20 protein-coding genes and 1 pseudogene are annotated in these 19,790 nt (G+C 64.8%); 4 read left to right on the top strand and 17 right to left on the bottom strand.

All coding sequences use genetic code 11. The annotated features are described in order from the left end of the window. Window positions 1-253: 253 nt before the first annotated feature. From uppS to EPN33_06260, 5 genes and pseudogenes are all read right to left on the bottom strand, one after another. Window positions 254-976 (bottom strand): di-trans,poly-cis-decaprenylcistransferase, encoded by a 723-nt coding sequence (uppS, locus tag EPN33_06240; protein TAN23082.1) that lies wholly within the window; start codon window positions 974-976, stop codon window positions 254-256. Between the two features lie 24 nt (window positions 977-1,000). Next, entirely contained in the window at window positions 1,001-1,375 is a 375-nt protein-coding gene (locus EPN33_06245) for an ArsR family transcriptional regulator (GenBank protein TAN23083.1), read from the bottom strand. Beyond that, complete coding sequence (locus tag EPN33_06250) at window positions 1,372-2,007, bottom strand: hypothetical protein (GenBank protein TAN23084.1); 636 nt, start codon at window positions 2,005-2,007, stop codon at window positions 1,372-1,374. Before EPN33_06250 ends, EPN33_06245 begins: the two co-directional genes overlap by 4 nt. A 201-nt stretch (window positions 2,008-2,208) precedes the next feature. Further along, a pseudogene (locus tag EPN33_06255) lies at window positions 2,209-2,492 on the bottom strand (hypothetical protein). Window positions 2,493-2,548: 56 nt separating this feature from the next. Beyond that, a complete protein-coding gene (locus EPN33_06260) occupies window positions 2,549-4,339 on the bottom strand; it encodes a pyruvate oxidase (protein ID TAN23085.1) in 1,791 nt (596 codons plus the stop codon). 87 nt (window positions 4,340-4,426) lie between these two features. Here EPN33_06260 and EPN33_06265 point away from each other — a divergent pair, with 87 nt between their 5' ends. Both EPN33_06265 and EPN33_06270 read left to right on the top strand, forming a co-directional pair. Then, window positions 4,427-4,864: a hypothetical protein gene (locus tag EPN33_06265; protein ID TAN23086.1), complete on the top strand. Its 438-nt coding sequence runs from the start codon at window positions 4,427-4,429 to the stop codon at window positions 4,862-4,864. Next, a complete protein-coding gene (locus EPN33_06270; protein TAN23087.1) occupies window positions 4,861-5,286 on the top strand; it encodes a PIN domain-containing protein in 426 nt (141 codons plus the stop codon). The genes EPN33_06265 and EPN33_06270 overlap by 4 nt, the downstream gene beginning before the upstream one ends. 2 nt (window positions 5,287-5,288) lie before the next feature. Here the strand turns inward: EPN33_06270 and EPN33_06275 are convergent, their stop codons facing one another. Genes EPN33_06275 through EPN33_06290 form a run of 4 tightly spaced genes read right to left on the bottom strand, consistent with a single transcriptional unit; the run spans window position 5,289 to window position 11,723 of the window. Continuing rightward, window positions 5,289-6,692: an efflux transporter outer membrane subunit gene (locus EPN33_06275; GenBank protein ID TAN23088.1), complete on the bottom strand. Its 1,404-nt coding sequence runs from the start codon at window positions 6,690-6,692 to the stop codon at window positions 5,289-5,291. Further along, window positions 6,692-9,907, bottom strand: coding sequence for an efflux RND transporter permease subunit (locus tag EPN33_06280; protein ID TAN23089.1), 3,216 nt, complete (start codon window positions 9,905-9,907; stop codon window positions 6,692-6,694). Before EPN33_06280 ends, EPN33_06275 begins: the two co-directional genes overlap by 1 nt. Continuing rightward, window positions 9,907-11,124, bottom strand: coding sequence for an efflux RND transporter periplasmic adaptor subunit (locus tag EPN33_06285; GenBank protein TAN23090.1), 1,218 nt, complete (start codon window positions 11,122-11,124; stop codon window positions 9,907-9,909). The genes EPN33_06280 and EPN33_06285 overlap by 1 nt, the downstream gene beginning before the upstream one ends. After that, on the bottom strand, window positions 11,121-11,723 hold the full coding sequence (locus EPN33_06290; GenBank protein TAN23091.1) for a TetR/AcrR family transcriptional regulator: 603 nt from the start codon (window positions 11,721-11,723) through the stop codon (window positions 11,121-11,123). Before EPN33_06290 ends, EPN33_06285 begins: the two co-directional genes overlap by 4 nt. Before the next feature lie 285 nt (window positions 11,724-12,008). Here EPN33_06290 and EPN33_06295 point away from each other — a divergent pair, with 285 nt between their 5' ends. Next, entirely contained in the window at window positions 12,009-12,308 is a 300-nt protein-coding gene (locus EPN33_06295) for a nucleotidyltransferase (GenBank protein ID TAN23092.1), read from the top strand. Next, window positions 12,295-12,630 carry a DUF86 domain-containing protein gene (locus tag EPN33_06300; GenBank protein TAN23093.1) on the top strand — a complete coding sequence of 112 codons (336 nt, stop codon included), beginning with the start codon at window positions 12,295-12,297 and terminating at the stop codon, window positions 12,628-12,630. The genes EPN33_06295 and EPN33_06300 overlap by 14 nt, the downstream gene beginning before the upstream one ends. Before the next feature lie 7 nt (window positions 12,631-12,637). Here the strand turns inward: EPN33_06300 and EPN33_06305 are convergent, their stop codons facing one another. Genes EPN33_06305 through nuoI form a run of 8 tightly spaced genes read right to left on the bottom strand, consistent with a single transcriptional unit; the run spans window position 12,638 to window position 19,790 of the window. Beyond that, complete coding sequence (locus EPN33_06305; protein TAN23094.1) at window positions 12,638-12,901, bottom strand: ferredoxin family protein; 264 nt, start codon at window positions 12,899-12,901, stop codon at window positions 12,638-12,640. Between the two features lie 55 nt (window positions 12,902-12,956). Continuing rightward, window positions 12,957-13,256: a cupin domain-containing protein gene (locus EPN33_06310; GenBank protein ID TAN23095.1), complete on the bottom strand. Its 300-nt coding sequence runs from the start codon at window positions 13,254-13,256 to the stop codon at window positions 12,957-12,959. Between the two features lie 45 nt (window positions 13,257-13,301). Then, on the bottom strand, window positions 13,302-14,750 hold the full coding sequence (locus EPN33_06315; GenBank protein ID TAN23096.1) for an NADH-quinone oxidoreductase subunit N: 1,449 nt from the start codon (window positions 14,748-14,750) through the stop codon (window positions 13,302-13,304). After that, a complete protein-coding gene (locus EPN33_06320) occupies window positions 14,747-16,411 on the bottom strand; it encodes an NADH-quinone oxidoreductase subunit M (protein ID TAN23097.1) in 1,665 nt (554 codons plus the stop codon). The genes EPN33_06315 and EPN33_06320 overlap by 4 nt, the downstream gene beginning before the upstream one ends. Before the next feature lie 49 nt (window positions 16,412-16,460). Beyond that, entirely contained in the window at window positions 16,461-18,365 is a 1,905-nt protein-coding gene (locus EPN33_06325) for an NADH-quinone oxidoreductase subunit L (GenBank protein ID TAN23098.1), read from the bottom strand. Window positions 18,366-18,389: 24 nt separating this feature from the next. After that, window positions 18,390-18,686, bottom strand: coding sequence for an NADH-quinone oxidoreductase subunit NuoK (nuoK, locus tag EPN33_06330; protein TAN23099.1), 297 nt, complete (start codon window positions 18,684-18,686; stop codon window positions 18,390-18,392). Continuing rightward, window positions 18,683-19,234 carry an NADH-quinone oxidoreductase subunit J gene (locus EPN33_06335; GenBank protein ID TAN23100.1) on the bottom strand — a complete coding sequence of 184 codons (552 nt, stop codon included), beginning with the start codon at window positions 19,232-19,234 and terminating at the stop codon, window positions 18,683-18,685. Before EPN33_06335 ends, nuoK begins: the two co-directional genes overlap by 4 nt. A gap of 40 nt (window positions 19,235-19,274) precedes the next feature. Then, window positions 19,275-19,790, bottom strand: a complete 516-nt coding sequence (nuoI, locus tag EPN33_06340) for an NADH-quinone oxidoreductase subunit NuoI (protein ID TAN23101.1) — start codon at window positions 19,788-19,790, stop codon at window positions 19,275-19,277.

Below are 19,790 nucleotides of genomic sequence, written 5' to 3' on the forward strand. Positions count from 1 at the left end.
CAGCATGATTGTCGGCTTGGGATTGGTCGAGCTGCGAAGCTGGGCGCGCGTGGCCGCTATGGTCTGGGTGGTGCTGTGGCTGATCAACAGCGTGCTTGCCTGGTTGAAGCCCGCCGCGCTCACAGATGTGCTCGGCGCGCGCGCACTTTCGATGCCGCCGCTGGCGCTGATGATCTCGCTCGGCATCGCCGCCTGCCTGGCGCAACTCTATTTCCTTTGGACGCGCCAGGCGGCCTTCGAACAACCTGGGGCGCTAAGCGCTGGCACCGGCGGCGGCGGGCAGGAGAGCACCGAAGCGGCGCTGCCGGCGGGCGAAGACCCGCAGCGCGCGGCGCAGGTGCGCGGGGCGGAAGTCCGGCCAGGCGACACGCAGGAATAGCAGCTCCGCATACGCGGCCTCCCAAAGCACGAAATCCGACAGACGCCGCTCGCCGCCGGTGCGGATAAGCAGATCCACCGGCCCGGCTTCACGCTCCAGGGCGCTGGCGGTCAGCCGCTGCATCAGCTCGACGCTGGGCGGCAATCCCGCCGTCCAGCGGGTAGCGGCAGCGGCCGAGGCGCGCGCGATTTCGCCCCGCGCGGAATAATCAATCGCCAGCCGCAGCCAAAGTTTGGTGCAGGCGCGCGTGACCACTTCCATGCGCTCCAGCGCCGTGACCAGCGACTGCGGCAGCCGGTCGCGGCGGCCGATGGCGGTGCAGCGCACGCCCGCGCGGCGCAGCGGTTCACGCTCGCTTTCGAGGTAAGCCGCAAACAGCTCCATCAGCGCCTGCACCTCGCCGGGCGGACGCTGCCAGTTGTCCGACGAGAAGGCATAGACCGTGAGCGTGCCGATGCCCAGGCCGGGCGCGGCTTCGACAATTGTGCGCAGGGCTTCGGCGCCGGCGGCGTGGCCGCGCGCGCGTGGCCAGCCGCGCGCCTCCGCCCAACGGCCGTTGCCGTCCATGATGATCGCGGTGTGCAATAAACTTTGCATGGCAAAGTCTCCGGGGAAAAAAATTTACCTTGAACCCTCCGTCGCAAGCCGGCCGGCGAAGCGGCGAACCTCGGCGGCATCGGCTACGACCTGCTCGAGTTCGTTCAGATATTGCGCAAAGCGCTCGCGTCCCGCGGCGGTCAGGCGGCAGAGTGTCCGTGGGCGCTGGCGATGGACGCCTTTGGTGATCTGCACCAGGCCAGTCTCCTGCAATACCGCCAGATGGCGGCTGAGATTGCCGTCGCTGAGATCGCAGAGCACTTTGAGATCGTTAAAGGTGAGGCCGCGCGGATGGGCGGCGAGCGAGGTGACGATACCGAGGCGCGCGCGCTCATGCAGCACGCGGTCAAGACCCGCGTAGGCGTAGCGGCCGGCGCCGGTGCGTTCGGCTTCGCTCAAGACGCCTCCTGTTCCGCGGCCACGCGCTGGGGCCGTGCGGCACGCCAGAGAATGGCGGAGGCCAAAGCCTGGCCAACCACGAACGGCGCCGCCATCAGCCAGGGCTGCAGCGCCATGCCGCCCTGCGACAGCAGCAGCACCCAGATGCCAGTCAGTAGATACCAGCCCCCGACCAGCAGCGTAGGACGCGGCAGGAAACGGCAGGAGGCAAATACGCCCAGGCTGAAAACCACTTGCCACAACCCCGGCAGCAGCGCCACATTCTGCGGCAGCGACCGCAGCAGGACGAAGGTCAGCGCCGCGGCGGCGACCGCAGAGGGCAGAAATTGCTCGACCGCGCAGCGGATCATGACGTTGCTGACGCCGGCGTGCAGTCGGCGCGTCCGCGCCACCGCCTCGCAGGCGATCAGGGCGCCGGCCAGCAGCGCCGCCGCGCCCCAGAGCAGAACATAGTGCAGGGGCGCACGCGTGGGATCGGGAATCCAGAGGGGCTGCACCACGCCCGCCGCTGCGGCCACCAAAGCCGTCGCCGCCAGCGCGGCGGGGCCGTAGCCTTGAAATTCCGCCGCACGCGCCATCTGGCCGCGAATGGCGGCGATCTCGTCCAGTGCCTGGTGAAGTGGATCGCCCATACCGTTACTTTACGATGCAAAGCGAAAAGCAGTCAATGGGCATTTCGGCCGCATCGCCTGGCTTGTGTCGGACAGCGCGCCTGGCGTGCTCGCCAAAGCAGGATTCCGGCGAGAGAAGCGGCGGCCAGGCCGAGCAGCCAGGCGCGCGGCTGGCGGCGGGTTGGGGGAATAGGCGCTCGCGAGCTGGTTGCTTCGCCGCGTTTGGCGGATTTGCTCGCGGCAGCTAAAACCGTCGGCGACGATGAGGGCGCTGGCGGGCGCCTGGCGGATGGCGGGCAGCAGGCGGCGCTCGCCGACCGCGACCGAAACATCGTATTTGTCAGCCTCGAAACCGAACGAGCCGGCCATGCCGCAACAACCGGCGTCGAGCGGCTCGACGGCAACGCCCATCCGGTCGAGGAGCTTGCCTTCGAGGTTAGATTGACCAGCTCATCGCGGAGGACCGCGGCGCAGCTCGGCTCGAGCACGAGCATGGGAGTGCCGGCCCCGATTTCCTCGCGCGTGACCTCTATGGCGCGGCAGAGGCGCATCGCCCGGCATGTCAGGCCTTGAGGTCGCGGATCTTGTCGCGGAACATGGTGAGCGCGATTTGGTTGGCGTTGGGTTCGCCGCGCGCCAGCGCTGCGGCCAGATGCAGACCCTGTTTCGGGGTGGCTTCGGCGGGCATGGGCGGCTCGAATTGATCAGTAATGCACTCGACCAGGTGCGGCTTGGGCGAGCGTAGCGCTTGCTGAAGCGCGGCACGAAGCTGGAGTGGATCCTCCACCGTGGTGCCGAGGCCGCCGCAGGCGCGCGCGAAGGCGGCGAAGTCGATGGGCTGCAGCTCGCACTGATACTCGGGATTACCGAGGAAGACCATCTGCTCCCATTTAATCTGTCCGAGGGTATTGTTCTTGATGAGTACGACGGTGAGCGGCAGGTTGTACTTGACGGCAGTGGCAAATTCACCCATGAGCATGGTGAAAGCTCCGTCACCAACAAAGGCGATCGCGCGGCGGTGCGGAAATGCAGCCGCGCCGGCGATGCCGTAGGGCAGGCCGGGCGCCATGGTGGCAAGATTGCCCGCCATGGCCCACTTCTGCTGATCGCGGATCTGGAACTGGCGGGCCATAAAGGTGGTGACGGTGCCGCAGTCGCAGGCAATGACGGCGTCGCGCGGGGCGAGCTCGGAAAGCGTGGCGGCGACCATTTCCGGCTTCATCGGCGTTTGCATGTTGCTCCCGCGCTCGTGCATGAGCCGATGCCACTCGGCCATGCGCTTCTGCGTGGTTTTGAGAAAGCGATGGTCGTGCTTTTTCAGGCGTGGCAGCAGCTTGTCGAGCGTCTCGGCGGCGGCGCCGACGAGGCCGACCGACATCGGAAAGCGCAGGCCGATGCGCTCGGGGCGGAGGTCGAGCTGGATGCCGACGACGTCGTTCTTCTTTTCCGGCAGCCACTGCATGTAGGGGAACGAACTGCCGATCATGAAGAAGGTGTCGCACTCCTCCATGGCCTTTTGCGCGGGCAGCGTGCCGATGAGGCCAAGGCCGCCGGCGCTGAGTGGATGATCATCGGGAATAGCAGCTTTTCCGAGCAGGGACTTGACGATGGGCGCAGCAAGCTTCTCGCCGGTGGCGATGAGCTGCTCGCGCGCATGCACCGCGCCAACGCCGGCGAGGATGGCGATCTTCCTGCCGTGATTGAGCGCCTCGGCGGCGTGGTCGAGATCGGAATCACAGGGTACGGTCACGTAGCGGCCGCGCGTGGCCGACGTTACGGTGCGTACCGGACGCATGGCCGAGAGCTTTTCCCTGGCAGGCTCGCCCTGGAGGTCCACCGGGATATTGATGTGCGCTACGCACGCTTTGGCGATGGCGTGGCGGCAGGCAAGATCGGTGACGCTTTCGGCCTGGTTGGCGTTAATGATGGCCTCGTTGTACTCGGCCACGTCGGCAAAGAGGCGGACGACGTTGACCTCCTGCTGGTAATGCGTACCCTTCAGATCGGAGTAGGTCTGGCCGGTGATGGCCAGCACACCCGCGCGGTCGAGCTTGGCGTCATAGAGACCGTTGAGCAGGTGAATCGCACCGGGGCCGGAAGTGGCGATGCAGACGCCCAGTTTTCCGGTGTACTTGTAATGCGCACTGGCCATGAACGCTGCCGCCTCCTCGTGGCGCACTTGCATGAAGCGGATTTCGCGTTCACGCTGGCGCAACGCTTCGAACATGCCGTTGATGCCATCGCCGGGCAATCCAAAGATGGTGTCCACGCCCCAGTCGAGCAGCGTAGCCACGACAACGTCGGAAAGGGTCTTGACCTTACGGCCGCGGAAGATGATGGGAAGTGCCGCCATGCTGGCTCGGAAGATCCAGAGGGCAAAGAGGTTGCATCGGCTCTGCCATGCTTGCTAGTTTCAACAAAAACAAGTATGGTGACGCAAATGGCGATCGTAACCAGTGGCAAGGGCACGTCCAAGCGGGTGCAAGCTCTGCTCCTGGCGCACTACATCGAGCCGGCACGGCAGCGCGGGAAAAAGAAGGTGCGCGTCACCGCGGGTGAGATTATTCGAGAGCTGAAACTGCAGAATCGGGCGCCCCAGGTTTGCACCGCGATGCAAGGACAGCGATTCCTGAAGCAACACGGGCTGGAGATCATGAAACGGGAAGGTCCGCCGTCGGGCCAGAGCACCACCGTGGCTGTGACGTACATCTGGAACGACAACGGCCAGCACAAGAAAGATCCCCTCTTGGCGCTTTATGGCCGCCTGCGCGATGCATTCGCAGCCGAAGGCGGAGCGGAGCGCGCGCTGCAAAAGGAGCGAACCGCTTTCCATCGCGATTTTGAACGGCGACAGCGGACCATGTGGAAGCAATCGTGACCCGCGTCTACTGGGACACAATGCTGTTTGCCTACCTGACGGAAGGCAACCCTGAATTCGGCCCCACGGTACGAGCAACCCGGCAAGCGATGCTCGAGCGCGGGCACCGGTTGTGCGCCAGCATGTTCACCTTGTGCGAACTTGCGGTGCTCCCAACCAAGCGGGATGACCTGGCCGCGATCGAAGCCCTACAGGACCTGTTTTCGTCCACGGCCCTGGACGTGCTCCCGCTGCGGCCCGATGCCGTACCGCATTTTGCGCGGCTGCGGGCAACGACCGGCGTCTCAACCCCGGACGCATTGCACCTCGCTATCGCTGCGGCGGCTAAGGTCGATGTGTTTCTGACCAACGACCGGCGGCTGCAGAAGCTGCACGTGCCTGGCATCGGCTTCATTGCTGGGCTGGATGCCGGGCTGTACTGAGCCTACCGCTGCCAGCCGCCGCCGAGGGCGTTGTAGAGAGCGACAAGCGCTAGGCGCTCGTTGAGCTCGGCCTGGGAAAGATTGAGCTGGGCGGAAAAGGAGTTGGTTTCGGCAACCAGCACTTGCAGGAAACTGCCGCCGCCGTGCTGATAGAGAACTTGGGAAAGCTGCTCGGCTTTTTCCGCCGCCTGCGTGAGAGTCTGCTGCTGCTGGCGGAACTGGTGGTCTTTTTGCAAACCGACGAGCGCGTCGGAAACCTGGGCGAAGGCGTTCTGGATGCTCTGCTCATAGGTGAGCAGCATGGCTTGTTTCTGCGCCTCGCTGAGGCGAACACCGGCGCGCAAGCTGCCGGCGGCAAAGACCGGCTGCAGCAAGTCGCCGGCGACGTTCCATTGGCGTCCTGCGGGTGAGAACAACCGGTTCAAGGCGTAGCTTTCGACGCCGCCCGAGGCGGTGAGCGTAATGCTCGGGAACAGCGCCGCTTTGGCGACGCCGATTTGGGCGTTGGCCGCGGCGAGTTGCATCTCGGCGGCGCGGATATCGGGACGGCGGTCGAGCAGCGCCGAAGGCAGGCCGGCGGGAACGGAAGGTGGATTGGGCTGGGCGGTGAGCGGAGCGCCGCGGGGAATGGGGCCGGGATTTTCGCCCATCAGAGTGCGGAGCAGATTTTCCTGTTGTGCAATCTGGCGCTGGAGATCGGGGATGGTCTCGCCCGCCTGCGATTCCAGCTCCTGCGCCTGAGCGACATCCAGATCGGAGGCAGAGCCGTAATGATCCAGAACCTGAATCAGGTGCAGCGAATCCTGGCGGGCGGCGATTGTTTTCTGCGCGATGGCCAACGCGGCGTCGAGCTCGCGGAGTTGAAAGTACGCGACCGCTACCTGAGCCACCACGGAGGAGACGACGGCGCGCTGACCCCAGCGCGTGGCAAACCATTGATCGCGGGCGGCTTCCGTGGCGCGGCGGTATTTGCCCCAGAAATCGAGGTTCCAGAGGACATCAAGGTTGAGGCGGCCGAAGCGGGTGCTGTAGGAGGGCAGAGCTTTGGAGGTTTTGGGATTGCGAAGGGCAGTAACCCCGGCATCGACGGCCGCGAAGGGAAATTCGCCGGCGCGCGTGATGCCGGCTTGCTGCTGGGCCGCGAGCACGCGCGCGGCGGCGATGCGGACATCGTAATTGTTGGCGACCGCGGTGCGGAGGAGTCTCTGCAGGACCGGGTCCTGGAAGAGGGTGAACCATTTTTCGTTGCCGAGGCTGGCGGCGGCCTGGGGCGTCGCCGTGGCGGCAGCCGCGCCGCGATAGGCGGCTGGCGCACTGATCGCCGGGCGGTGATAGTTGGGGCCAAGCAAACAGCCGGCGAGGCATGCGCTCAGGGCAAGGACAACGATCGCAGAGAGCCGGCGCATCAGACCACCTCCTGCGGCGTCGCGGGCGCCGGCGCGGGCAAGGCGGTGTGGGCGCGCTTGCGTTCGCCGCCCAGCAACTGCTCGATCAGGACAAACATCGCCGGAATGAGGAAAACCGCGAAGGCGGCCGCGGCGGCGGCGCCTCCGATGACCACCGTACCCATAATGCGGCGCGCCACGGCGCCGGAGCCGGAGGCGAACCAGAGAGGTGCGCAGCCAAAGATAAAGGCGAAGGTCGTCATCAGAATGGGGCGCAGGCGCAGGTGCGCCGCCGCCAGCGCCGATTCGATCAGATCGCGGCCGGCCGCGTACTCGGTGCGCGCGAACTCGACAATCAGAATGGCGTTCTTCGCCGCCAGGCCGATCAGCATAACCAACCCAATCTGGGCGTAGACGTCGTTTTCCAATTGCACTGAATACGCCGGCGCCAGATGCAGCATGACGACGCGCCGCAGCCAGAGGACGAAAAAGGCGCCAAACACGGCGACGGGCAGGCAGATGAGGACGCTCAGCGGTAAAGACCAGCTTTCATACAGCGCTGCCAGCAGCAGGAAGACGAAGAGCACCGAGAAGCCGAAGATGACGCTGGCCGGAATGCCTTCCATGGCCTTCTTTTCCTGGAATGACATGCCCATGTAGTTGAAGCCCATGTCGTGGGGCATGGTCTGGTGGAAGACCTGTTCGAGCGCGGCCATGGCCTGTTCGGAGCTGACGCCAGGCGCGGCGGTGGCGTTGATCTGTGCCGAGTTGTATTCGTTGAAATGCATCACGAACTCGGGACCGAACCCCGGCTCGAAGCTGGCTACCGCCGAAAGCGGCACCATGCCGCCATGATTGTTGCGCACGTAAAACTGGCTCAAGTCGGCAGGGTTGGTGCGGTACTGGCCGCCGGATTCGACGTAGACCTGCCACTGGCGGCCGAAGCGGTTGAAGTAGTTCACGAACACGCCGCCCAGGTCGGCCTGCAGGGTTTCATAGATGTCGTGGATGGCCACGCCCTGCTTGAGCGCCTGAGCGCGGTCGACATGGATAAAGCGCTGAGGCACGTGCGGCAAAAACGAAGTATTGATGCGGGCGATCTCCGGCCGCTGGCGCGCGGCAGCAAGAAACGTATCGGTTTCGCGGGCGAGGTAATCGACGCCCTTGCCGGCGCGGTCTTCGAGCACCATGGTGACGCCGCCGGAGGTGCCGACGCCGGGGATTTCCGGCGGCGAAAAGCTGAACGCGGCGCCGGCAGGCAGTTGCCCGAGGGCGGCATTCAGCCGGTGTTCGATCACCTTGTACTGCTCATCGGGCCGGGTGCGCGCGCCCCAGGGCTTGAAGACGACGAAGAAGAAGCCGTTGTAGCTGGTCTCGACGTAGCTGAGCAGGCTGAAGCCGGCGACGCTGTTGACGTAGCGTACGCCCGGAGTGGAGAGCAGGATTTTATTGATCTGGTCGACCGCGGCTTCGGTGCGCTCCAGTGAGGCTGCAGGAGGAAGCTGCAGATTGACGAAGACGTAGCCCTGATCCTCGTCGGGTAAAAAGCCGCTGGGCAGGCGGCTGCCGAACCATATGCCGAGAACGGCGAAACCCAGCAGCAAGACGAAAGCGAGCATCGTCTTGTGCGCCAGAACGTGACAGCCACGGACATAAAAGTGGGTTGTCTTTTCAAACGTCCGGTTGAACCAGCGGAAGAACACCCCGAGCGGACCGCGGTGCCGTTGCCCGCGCGGCTTGAGCAGCAAGGCGGCGAGCGCCGGACTGAGGCTGAGGGCATTGAAGGCCGAGAGGATTACGGAGATGGCGATGGTGGCGGCGAACTGCTGGTAGAGGCGGCCGGTGATGCCGGGCACGAAGGCCGTGGGGATAAGCACGGCGGACAAAACCAGAGCGATACCGACGACCGGACCGCTGAGTTCTTCCATGGAACGCAGCGCCGCCGCCTTGGCCTTCATGCCCTGGCTCATGTGGTGCTCGACGGCTTCGACCACCACGATGGCGTCGTCGACGACCAGCCCAATCGCCAGCACCATGCCGAACATGGACAGGGTGTTGATGGAAAAGCCCAGCGCCGGAAAGATGATGAAGGTGCCGATGAGCGAGACCGGCACGGCGAGCAAGGGGATGAGCGTCGCGCGCCAGCTCTGCAGGAAGAGGTAGACCACCAGGATGACCAGCAGCAGGGCGATGGCGAGGGTGAAGAGGATTTCCTGCAGGCCTTCGCGCACCGCCTGCGTGGTGTCGAGCGAGGGGACAGCGGCGACGCCGGGCGGAAAGCTGGCCTCCAGGGTTTTGAGGAGCGCGTTCACGCCGTTGGCGGTGTCGATGGCGTTGCTGCCGGGCAACTGGTAGACGGCCAGGATGGCGCTGGGTTTGCCGTTGAGCTGAGCCGCCTGGGTATAGGTTTGCGTGCCCAGTTCGATCTGCGCGACGTCTTTGAGGCGGACCACGCCGCCCTTGGGATTTTCCCGAACGACGATGTTGCCGAACTGCTCTGGGGTGGCGAGGCGTCCCTGGGCGCGGACGGCATAGGTGAACTGCTGGCCGCGCGGGGCGGGTTGGGCGCCCAGCTGGCCGCCGGGGTTGACGGTGTTCTGTGCCTGAACCGCCTGGATGACGTCGCTGACGGTCAGGCCGAGTTTAGCCAGGGCATCCGGGTTGAGCCAGACGCGCATGGCGTACTGCCCCGCACCGAAGACCTGCACGTTGGCGACTCCGGGCACGCGGCTGATCGGGTCCACCATGTTGATGAAGGCGTAGTTGGCCAGGAACTGGCTGTTGTGGCTGCCGTTGGGCGAGTAGATCGACACCAGCATCATGGGCGCGTGGGTGGACTTCTGCACCAATACGCCCTGCTCGTTGACCGCGGCGGGAAGCTGCGAAGCGGCCTGGGACTCGCGCATCTGGGAAAGGATGAGGTCGGTGTCAGGGTCGGTCTTGACGCCGAAGTCCACGATCATCGTCATCTGCCCGTTGGCATTGGCGTTGACCGAGTACATGTAATTCATGTTGTCGACGCCGCTCATTTTTTCGGCAATGGGCGTTGCGACCGATTGCGCCAGCGTCTGCGCGTCGGCGCCAGTAAAGAAGGCCGAGAGCTTGGTTTCCGGCGGAATGATCGCGGGAAACAGCGACACCGGCAGGCCGGCAACGACGATGATGCCGACGATCACCGTCAGAATGGCGATCACCATGGCGACGATGGGACGGCGGATGAAGAACTTCGAAAGCATTACTCGCCCGCTCCGCCCGCGCTTGCGGCGGTGACGGGCCGCACGCGAGCGCCTGCCCGGACTTTGCCGGTGCCTTCGACTACGACGCGCTCGCCGGGATTGAGGCCGCTGGTAATCACCCAGCCGGAGCCGGCGGTGGGACCGAGCTGCACCGGACGAATCGAGATGCGGTCGTCCGCGCCCACGACGGCGACTTCATTGCCACCCTGCACTTCGCTCACCGCCGATTGCGGCACCACGAGCGCACGGGCGAGGACGCGCGTAAGCGCACGGACCTTGACGGGCTGGCCGGGACGCAGGAGACCGCCGGGGTTGGGAAAGGAAGCGGCCAGCGCGATGGTGCCGGTATCGGAATTCACCGCGCGGTCGGCAAACAACACGGTGCCCGGATGCGGGTAGATGCTGCCATCGGCGAGGACAAGTTGCACGCCGGCACGGCCGTGCGGCGCGAGCAGATCGATGGCGCCATGCTGATGCGCCGCGCTGGCGAGGTAGTCCTGGGCGCTAATCGAAAAATACGCCTTGACCGGATTGAGCTGCGACACGGTGGTCAGGACCGTCTGCGGCGACACCAGGTTGCCGATCTGCACCTGCGCGATGCCGGCGACGCCGGTAATCAGCGAGTGCACTTGGGTAAACCCGAGATTGAGCGCGGCCTGTTCCACGCCGGCCTGAGCGGCTTTGACCGAGGCTTTGTCGGCGACGACGTTGGCCTCGGCCGCGGCAACCGCGGCACGCGCGGCGAGTCGCGCTTGCTGATCGTTCTGCAACTGGCTTTGGGGAATGGCGCGCGCGGCGGCCTCGGGCAGATCGCGGTTGACATCGAGCGTGGCGGCGCCCAGTTGCGCCCTGGCTTGCGCTACCTGCGCCGTGGCCTGCACGACTTGGCCTTCCGCCTGCGCCAGCTTGCCCTTGGTCTCGTCGAGCGCCGCCTGGAAGGGCCGCGGATCGATCGCAAACAGGATCTGACCCTTGCGCACGACCGAACCTTCGCGGTAGTCCTGCTTCACCAGGTAGCCGCTTACCTGGGGCTGAATATTGGCGTTGACGTAGCCGGACAGCGTGGCGACCCAGTCGGTATGCACCTCGACCGCCTGCTGCTGGGCGGTAGCCACGACCACCGGAATGGGCGGCGGCGGCGCGGCCGCGGCGTGAGAACGCGCGCAGCCGGCGGCGAGGGCGGCCGCCGCCAGCAAAAGAACGAGCTTGGCTTTCATGTGGTTAAATCTCCGATGCGATCCTCGAGATAGCGGGCGAGAATGCCCTCAAAATCCTGCCAGCCGGCGCGGCGGCTGGCCGCGGGCAGCGAGAGCATGCCGCGCAGCAATTGCTGGATGACCGCTGCATGCTGCAGGGCGCGCGGGGCTCCCAGGCGCGGGCGCCAGGCACGTAAGACGGCGGCGATGCGGCGGCGGAACTGACTGCGGCGGCGAGCGGATCCCTCGGTGCGGGGCGCATCGAGGAGAGCGGCAAAGCCGGGGCAGGTGCGGTCGATTTCAAACTCCAGTTGCACCAGGCGCGCGGCCAGCGCCGGGGCGGGCAGACGCGGCGCCGCGGCGCGCAACTGCGCCCAGAGCGGGGCCGCAGCGGTGGTATAACGCTCACGCAGCACTTCGGCAATGGCTTCCTTATGGGGATAGAACTGATAGAGCGAGCCGACGGCCGCGCCCGCGCGTCCGGCGATGCCGCACATGGTGGCGCCGGCGTAGCCCTGACGGGCCATTTCGGCGCCGGCGGCGGCCAGCAGGCATTCGACCTTCAACCTGCCCCGCGCCTGCGACGGCACCCGCCGCCTGATGGCAGAACGTGAATCCACATTCACATCTTAGCAGGTCCGGCATGAAGCGGCCGTCACGTCATCCCTTGCACTTCTATAAGAAGTGGCCGCAGTCGCAGCTTTGCCAGCGCGGCGGGCGGCGCGTTGAGTAGCAGCCCGGCAGACGAGGTTCCGCGTCGGGTGTCCATACTTATTTAGAGACGGACTGGAGTCAGGAAGTTGGTCAGCGAGACGATCTCATTTGCGTCACAACTTGGAACACTGCGCGCGAGGGCATGTCGCGGAGCCTCATCGCGCCTCTTTGACCCCTGCTAGGATTGAGCCATGCAGGTCTTTCCAGATCCGGCCGCGCTGGCCAGTCTCTGCCATCAGTTCCAGATCCGCCGCTTATCGCTATTCGGCTCGAACCTGCACGGCGCGGCCAAGCCCGACAGCGATGTCGACCTGCTGGTCGAATTCGAACCCGGGGCCCGGCCGAGTCTGCTCACCATGGCGGATATCGAGATTCGGCTGTCGGCGCTGCTGGGAGGCCGCCGCGTCGACCTCCGTACGGCAAGGGACCTGAGCCAGCACTTTCGCGACGAGGTGGTGCGCACAGCAGCGCCACTCTATGCTTCCGTCTGACCGCGTCCGTCTGCGCCATATCGCCGAGGCGCTTTCCGGCGCCATTGAATTTACGCGGGGACGTACGCGAGATCAAATGGCGACGGATCGAGCCTTGGCATTTGCCGCGGCGCGCGCCATCGAAATTGCCGGCGAGGCTGCCAGCAAGCTCAGCTCCGAATTTCGGCAGCAGCACCCGGGCATTCCCTGGCCGCAGATCATCGGCATGCGCAACCGGCTCGAGGACGCCTACTTCGACATCGATCCTGACATCCTGTGGGAGACGGCTGTCGTCGCCGCCGCGGAGCTTCTGCCGCAAATTCTGCACTTGCTTGCAGAGTAGACGGCAGCTATTTCTTTTCGAAGTGCTTGGCGTTGATTTCGGCGAAGAGGTCCCATTTTTGCGGGAGGTCTTCGCGGGCGAAGATGGCGGCTACCGGGCAGACGGGGACACAAGCGCCACAGTCGATGCATTCCTGCGGGTCGATGTAGAGCTGGGTTTCCGGTTCAAAGTCACCTTCGTCCTTGCGGGGATGGATGCAATCGACCGGGCAGGCATCCACGCAAGCGGTGTCTTTGACGTTAATGCACGGTTCCGCGATGACGTAGGCCATAACAACAGTTTACAGTTTACAGTTCACAGTTTACAGTTCCGGGCTCGGGAGATGCTCAGGCGCCGCAGTGGACGGTGGCGTCGGTGTCGCCGAGACGGTAATGGAGGACCACCAGCTCGAGGTCGGATTTGGCCTCTACGGAATGCTGCTGGTTGGGCTTCATGTCAATCACCACGCCGGGGTTGAGGTCGGTGGGCTTGCCCTCGATTACGAAGCGGCCCGTGCCGCGGACGCAGACGGCGGTCACGTCCACGTTGCTGGCGTGAGTAGGTACTGCGTTGCCGGCGGCGATCGAGAGGCGGACGGTTTCGGCGCCGGGGCGGGAGGAGATGACCTGCTTATTGATAGGAGGCATGAAGCTATTCTGGCGGGAGGTTGGGCGGCAGCGCCGTGACTGGAATCACCGCAGGGGCAGATGCAACATCATGCGAATGAAGGTCGCAGGATAGACGCCGACCCAGACGAGGGCGACCAGCAGGACGCCGAGGACCCAGGCGCCGGTGGGGGCGAGGGGGAGCGCGAGCGGGCCGTCGGGGGCGATCGCTTCGGGCGGCTCGCGATAGAGGGCGACGACGATGCGCAGGTAGTAGTAGAGGCCGACGACGCTGGTGATGACCAGGACCAGCAACAACATCCAGAGCGAGGACGAAGCCGCGGCGGCGACGATGTAGAACTTGGCGAGGAAGCCGGCGGTGAGGGGAATGCCGGCAAGCGAGAGCAGCATGGCGGTGAAGACCAGCGTCAGGAAAGGCCGGCGCCAGAACAGGCCGCGGTAGTCGTCGATGCCGTCGGGCTCGCCTTTGGAGGTGGACAGAGCCGCGATGATGCCGAAGGCGCCCAGGGTGGTGATGAAGTAGGCGAGGAAGTAAAAGCCGACGGCGGCGGCAGCCATGGCGGCCGAGCGGCTGGCGGCGAGGAAGGCGACCAGGATGTAGCCCATGTGGGCGATCGAGGAATAAGCCAGGATGCGCTTGACGTTGCGCTGGCGGAGGGCAAGCAGGTTGCCGACCACCATCGAGGCGAAGGCGAGGATGGTGAGGGCGAGGAACAGGCGGCCTTCGGGAGCTCCGGTGGATTCGTAGAAAAAGCGCAGGAGGACGGCGAAGATGCCCGCCTTCGAGGCGGTGGCGACGAAGGCGGTGACGGGGGCGGGGGCGCCTTGGTAGACATCGGGCGTCCAGAGATGGAAGGGGACGAGGCCGAGCTTGAAACCGATACCCACGAGGATGAGCGCGGCGCCGGGCAGGACCAGACCGGGATCGGCGTGGGGCAACGCCACGGCGAGGAGCGAGAAAGTCATGGTGCCGGTAGCGGCGTAGACCAGGGCCATGCCGAACAGCAGGAAAGAGGCGGAAGAGGCGGCGAGGACCAGATACTTGATGCCAGCTTCGAGCGGCAACGGACGGCCGTTCGGATAGGCGTTGAGGCCGTAGAGGCTGATGCTGAGCAGTTCGAGCGTCAGGAAAAACGATACGAAATCGCCGCTGGCGGCGAGGCCCGCAGCGCCAAGCGTGGCGATCAGCAGGAGGATATAGAACTCTTCGTGGCGCGGCTCAATCTTTTCGAGGTAGTCGTAAGCCAAGAGAGCTACAACAAACGCTGCGCCGATGACCAGGCCGAAGAAGAACAGGGCGTAGCCGTCGATGCGGAGCAGCGGGGTGACGCTCACTGGGGCGACGCGGGAAGCCGGCCAGAGGAGGTAGAAGGAAACCGCCAAGCCGACTAGCGTAATGATGAGGGTGGCGCGGTGGGAGCGCTTGACGCCAATGCCGACCATGGCGATCACCGCGGTGGCGGTGAGGGCGATGAGGGGGGAAAGGGCGAGCCATTGGGCGGGAGTGAAGCTCATTTAAGAACCCTCCTTCGCGCGTTGCGCTTCGGAGGGTCTGCGTGCGCCGTGAGGGTGAGGGGAACTTTGGGGAGCGTTGCGGTGCGCACTTGAGACGCCGCTAACTGGCTTTCGATGAGGGCCAAGCTTGGTGCGGCTTCATTCAGGACGGGTTGGGGGTAGAGGCCGAGCCAGAGGAGGACGGCCATCATGGGCACGAGCGAGAGGGCTTCGCGGAAGTTGAGGTCGGGCACTTGCCAGTGGTGGCGGTTGGGGCCCTGGAAAGCCTGCTGCACCATTTCGATGCCGTAGAAGGTCGAGACCAGAATGCCGATGGCGCCGACGATGGCCAGGCCAACGCTGACGTGGAAGACGCCGAGCAGGATCAGAAATTCGGCGACGAAGTTGCCGAGGCCGGGCAGGCCGATGGCCGCCATGGCGAAAAATTGTCCGGCGCCGCTGGCGCGTGGGATGACGGCCCAGAGGCCGTTCATCTCCGCCATCTCGCGGGTGTGCAGACGCTCCTGGATCAGGCCAGTAATGACGAAGAGGGCGCCGGTGGAGAAGCCGTGGCAGAGGATTTCGAGCACCACGCCCTCGAGCGCCCATTTCGCCGCCTCGCTGCCGGGACCGGCGAGGGCGGCAGCGAAGACGCCGAGCAGGACGAAGCCCATGTGGCTGACGCTGGTGTAGGCGACCAGGCGCTTCATATCCGTCTGGCCGTAGGCGAGCAGAGCGCCGTAAACGATGCCGATGCCGGCGAGAACCATCGCCCAGGGCGCGAAGGCGCGGGCGGCGTGCGGGAAGAGCGGCAGGATGAAGCGCAACAGGCCGTAGGCGCCAGTCTTGAGCATGAGGCCGGCGAGGATGAGACTGCCGGCGGTGGACGCTTCGGTGTGGGCATCGGGCAGCCAGGTGTGGAAGGGGAACATCGGCAGCTTGACGGAAAAGGCCGCGAAGAAGCCGAGCAGAATCAAGAGCGCGACGCTGGGCGAGAGCGGGGTGTGGAGAAGCTGGGCGTACTCGAAGGTGTAGACACCGGTGGCGGCGTGGTGCTTGAAGTAGAGCGCCAGAATGGCCAGCAGCATAAGCAGGCCGCTGATCTGGGTAAAGAGGAAAAACTTGATCGAGGCGTAGACGCGGCGCTCATGGCCCCAAATGGCGATGAGGAAGAACATGGGCACCAGCATCAATTCCCAGGCGAAGTAGAACAGGAACAAATCCATCGCCAGGAAGACGCCGGTGATGCCCAGGATCAGCCAGCAAAGATTGAGATGAAAAAATCCAATGCCGCGGCTCGCGCCGCCCTTACTCGGGGGCTCCGCCCCCGCCGCCTCCCGGTGGTCGGCGCCCCCGATTTCGCGCCAGGAGCAGAGGACGCCGATCATGCCCAGGGCGAAGGTGAGCAGAAGCAGCAGCAGGCTGAGGCCGTCGAGGGCGAGATGGAAGTGGATGCCGAACTGCGGAATCCAGTTCCAGTTGACTTCGCGCAGCCAGTGGCCTTGCTGCGCGCCGGTGAACTGGCCAGCGCCGGAACGGATCCAGATTTGGAGAGTGAGGACGAAGTCGAGGGCGATGCCGATGAGGGCGATCCAGCGCGGGGCGCTGTTGGACCAGCGGGCGGCGAGGGCGGCCAAACCTCCTGCGGCGGCGAGGATGACCAGTATCCACAGTAGGATCATTGCGCCCCCCCGAGGAGGGAAAAGGGAAGAGGGAAAAGGGACAAGGGGGTCATGGGCGCCCCCAGAGGACGACGACCATCAGGAGGATGGCGCCGGCGGTGATCCAGCCGGCGTAGCGGCGGACGAGGCCGGACTCGGTGGGCGAGAGCCAGCGATAGAAGGTCTGGCAGAGCCAGGCAATGCCGTCGAAGATTTTGTCGACCACATCGTGGCGGCCGCGGCGGGCGAGGACGACGGTGGGGTTTACGAAGACGCGGTCATAGAACCAGTCCATGCCCCAGTCGGAGTACCAGAAGCGGTGCAGGTCCTGGGCAAAGCCGCCCGCCATGAGATTTTCGACCAGCGACGGCTTCTGGAGATAGAACAGCCAGATGAGATAGACGCCCAGGAAAAACGCCACGGCGGCGATGGCTTCGGAGGCGAGCTCGCTCATGCTGTTGAGGCGAACGACGTCGAGCACGGGCAGAGCGGTCGAGAGGAAATGGGTCATGCGCTCGCCGCCGCCGAAGGCTGCGGGGAGATTGAAGAAGCCGGCGAGCATCGACAGGAACGCCAGGATGATCATCGGCCACTGGATGGTCCAACGCGGGAACAGGCGCGGGGGCTGCTGTTGCTTGCCGTAGAAGACAACAAAGATGAGGCGGGAGATGTAGAGGGCGGTCAGGAGGGCGCCGACCATGGCGCCGATCCAGAGCCAAGTGTGGCCGAAGGGGCTGGCGCCGGCCTGCCACATAATCACTCCCTTGCTGTAAAAGCCGGCGCTGATGAGGGGCAAACCGGCAAGGGCGGAGCCGGCAAAGACGAAGCACCAGAAGGCGAGCGGCAGTTTGTGGCGCAGGCCACCCATTTTGAAGATGTTGTGCTCGTCGGCCAGGGCTTCGATGACGACGCCGGAGGCGAGGAAGAGGAGAGCCTTGAAGAAGGCGTGACTGACGAGGTGGAAAATCGCCGCCGACCAGGCGCCGACGCCGAGGGCGAGGAACATGTAGCCGATCTGACTGACGGTGGAGTAGGCGAGAATGCGCTTGATGTCGGTCTGGGCGAGGGCGGAGAAGCCGGCAAGCAACAGGGTGCAGAAACCGATCAGGGCGACGGCGAACATGGCCGCGGGCGAGAGCTCGAAGAGCACATGGGTGCGGGCGATGAGGTAGACGCCGGCGGTGACCATGGTGGCGGCATGGATGAGGGCGCTGGTGGGGGTGGGACCGGCCATGGCGTCGGGCAGCCAGGTCTGCAGGGGAAGCTGCGCGGATTTGCCCACCGCGCCGCCGATCAGCAGGAAGCAGGCCACCGTCGCCGCCGCCGCACCGACGTGCCAGTGCAGCCGGGCGGCGGCCATCAGCGGCTGAATGTCGAGCGTACCGAGACGGTCGAAGAGCAGGAAGAGGCCGAGGATGAAGGCCGTGTCGCCGGCGCGGGTGACGATGAAGGCTTTGCGGCCGGCGAGGCCGTTGGCTTCATCGCCGTACCAGAAGCCGATCAGCAAGTAACTGCACAGGCCGACGCCTTCCCAACCCAGCAGCAGCAGCAGCAGGTTGTTCGCCAGGGTCAGCGTCAGCATCGACGCGACGAACAGATTCATGTAGGCGAAGAAGCGCTCGTAGCCCTCGGAATGTTCCATGTGTTCGGTCGAATACACATGGATCAAAAAGCTGACGAAGCTCACCACCAGGGTCATGACCACCGACAGGGCGTCGAGGTAGAGGCCCATGTCGACGTGGAAACTGCCCACCGCGACCCAGTGCCAGACGATCTGGGTGAAGGGCGCTCCGGACGACTTCATGAAGGCGATGCCGATCAGCAGCGAGATGACAAAGGAAGCGCCGATCGAGAGCGAACCCAGCCAGGCGGCGACGCGCTTGCCGAGATTGCGTCCCCAGACCATGAGGACGAAGGCCGAGACGAAGGGGATGATGGGCTCGAGCCAGAGCGCGTTGTAAACGGAGGGGTGCATAGGGAAAAGGGAAAAGGCTCGGGGTTATCCTTTCATCTTGTTGGCCTTGTCGGCCTCGACGGATTGGGTTTGGTGGTGGAGCTGCAGGAGAAGAGCGAGGCCGACGGCGACTTCGGCGGCGGCGACGGCGAGGATGAAGAGGAACATGACCTGGCCATCGGGCTGGTTCCAGGCGGAGGCGGCGGCGATGAAGGCGAGACCGGCGGCGTTCAGCATAACTTCGATCGACACGAGAATCATGAGCAAATTGCGGCGGGCGATCAGGCCGACTACACCGATGGCGAAGAGGACTGCAGCGAGCAACAAACCCATGTGAGTCATTGCGTCGCTCCTTTTGTTGTGGCGGCCATTTCCTCTTCCACCGTGTGGGTCTGGCGGCGGCCGACGCTGGAGCCGATGTGATAGGCGGCGATGACGGCGCCCATGAGCAGGACCGAGGCCAGCTCGACGCCGATGATGTAGGTGGACAGCAGCGAGCGGCCGACGGCTTGTGGACCGACGTGATGGATGGCGTAGGCGGGGGCGGGGCTGGGGATAATCGTCCAGAGGAAGGCGGCGAGCAGTAGGGCGGCGAGGATGACGGGGCCGATCCAGCCACGGCCCGGCTGCCATTGCTTTTCCTGCTGCTTGGCGGCTGCCCCCAGGTTCAGCATCATGGTCACGAAGACGAAGAGCACCATGATGGCGCCGGCGTAAATGATGACTTCGAGAGCCGCCAGATAGGGCGCGCCCAGAGCGTAGATGGCCACCGCGACCGCCAGCAGCGAGGGGACGAGATAGAGCAGGGCGTGGAAGGCGTTCATGCGCGTGATCGCCAGGATGGTGGCGATGATGGCGATGATGGCGGCGAAGCCGAATAAGACTGGCATGGCTAGGAGGGAAGAGGGAAAAGGGAAAAGGGAAAAGGGGTCATGGGAGGAGGGAGTGGAGATCGACGGGGGGGGCTTCGTGTTCGGATTGGCCTTTGTCTTTGCCGCCGATCTGGACGCCGGAGACACGCCAGAAGTTGTAGCCGGGGTATTTGCCGGGGCCGTTGATGAGCAGGTTCTCCTTTTCGTAGACCATGTCCTGACGCCGATATTCGCTCATTTCGATGTCGGGTGTCAGTTGAATTGCGTAGGTGGGGCAAGCATCCTCGCAGAGGCCGCAGAAGATGCAGCGGGAAAAATTGATGCGGAACCACTCGGGGTAGCGGCGGCCGGTTTCGTCTTCGGTGGCTTGCAGGGCGATGCAGTCGACCGGGCAGACCACGGCGCAGAGGTAGCAGGCGACGCAGCGTTCGCCACCGTCGGGGTCGCGGGAAAGGATGATGCGGCCGCGATAGCGGGCGGATAAATAGGCCTTTTCCTCCGGGTACTGGATGGTCACACGTTTGGCGAACATGTGCAGGAAAACGTCCCAGAGAGTGCGAATGATGGAGAACAT

The organism is Acidobacteriota bacterium, from assembly GCA_004299485.1.
In the GTDB taxonomy this organism is placed as follows: Bacteria; Acidobacteriota; Terriglobia; order Terriglobales; family SCQP01; genus SCQP01.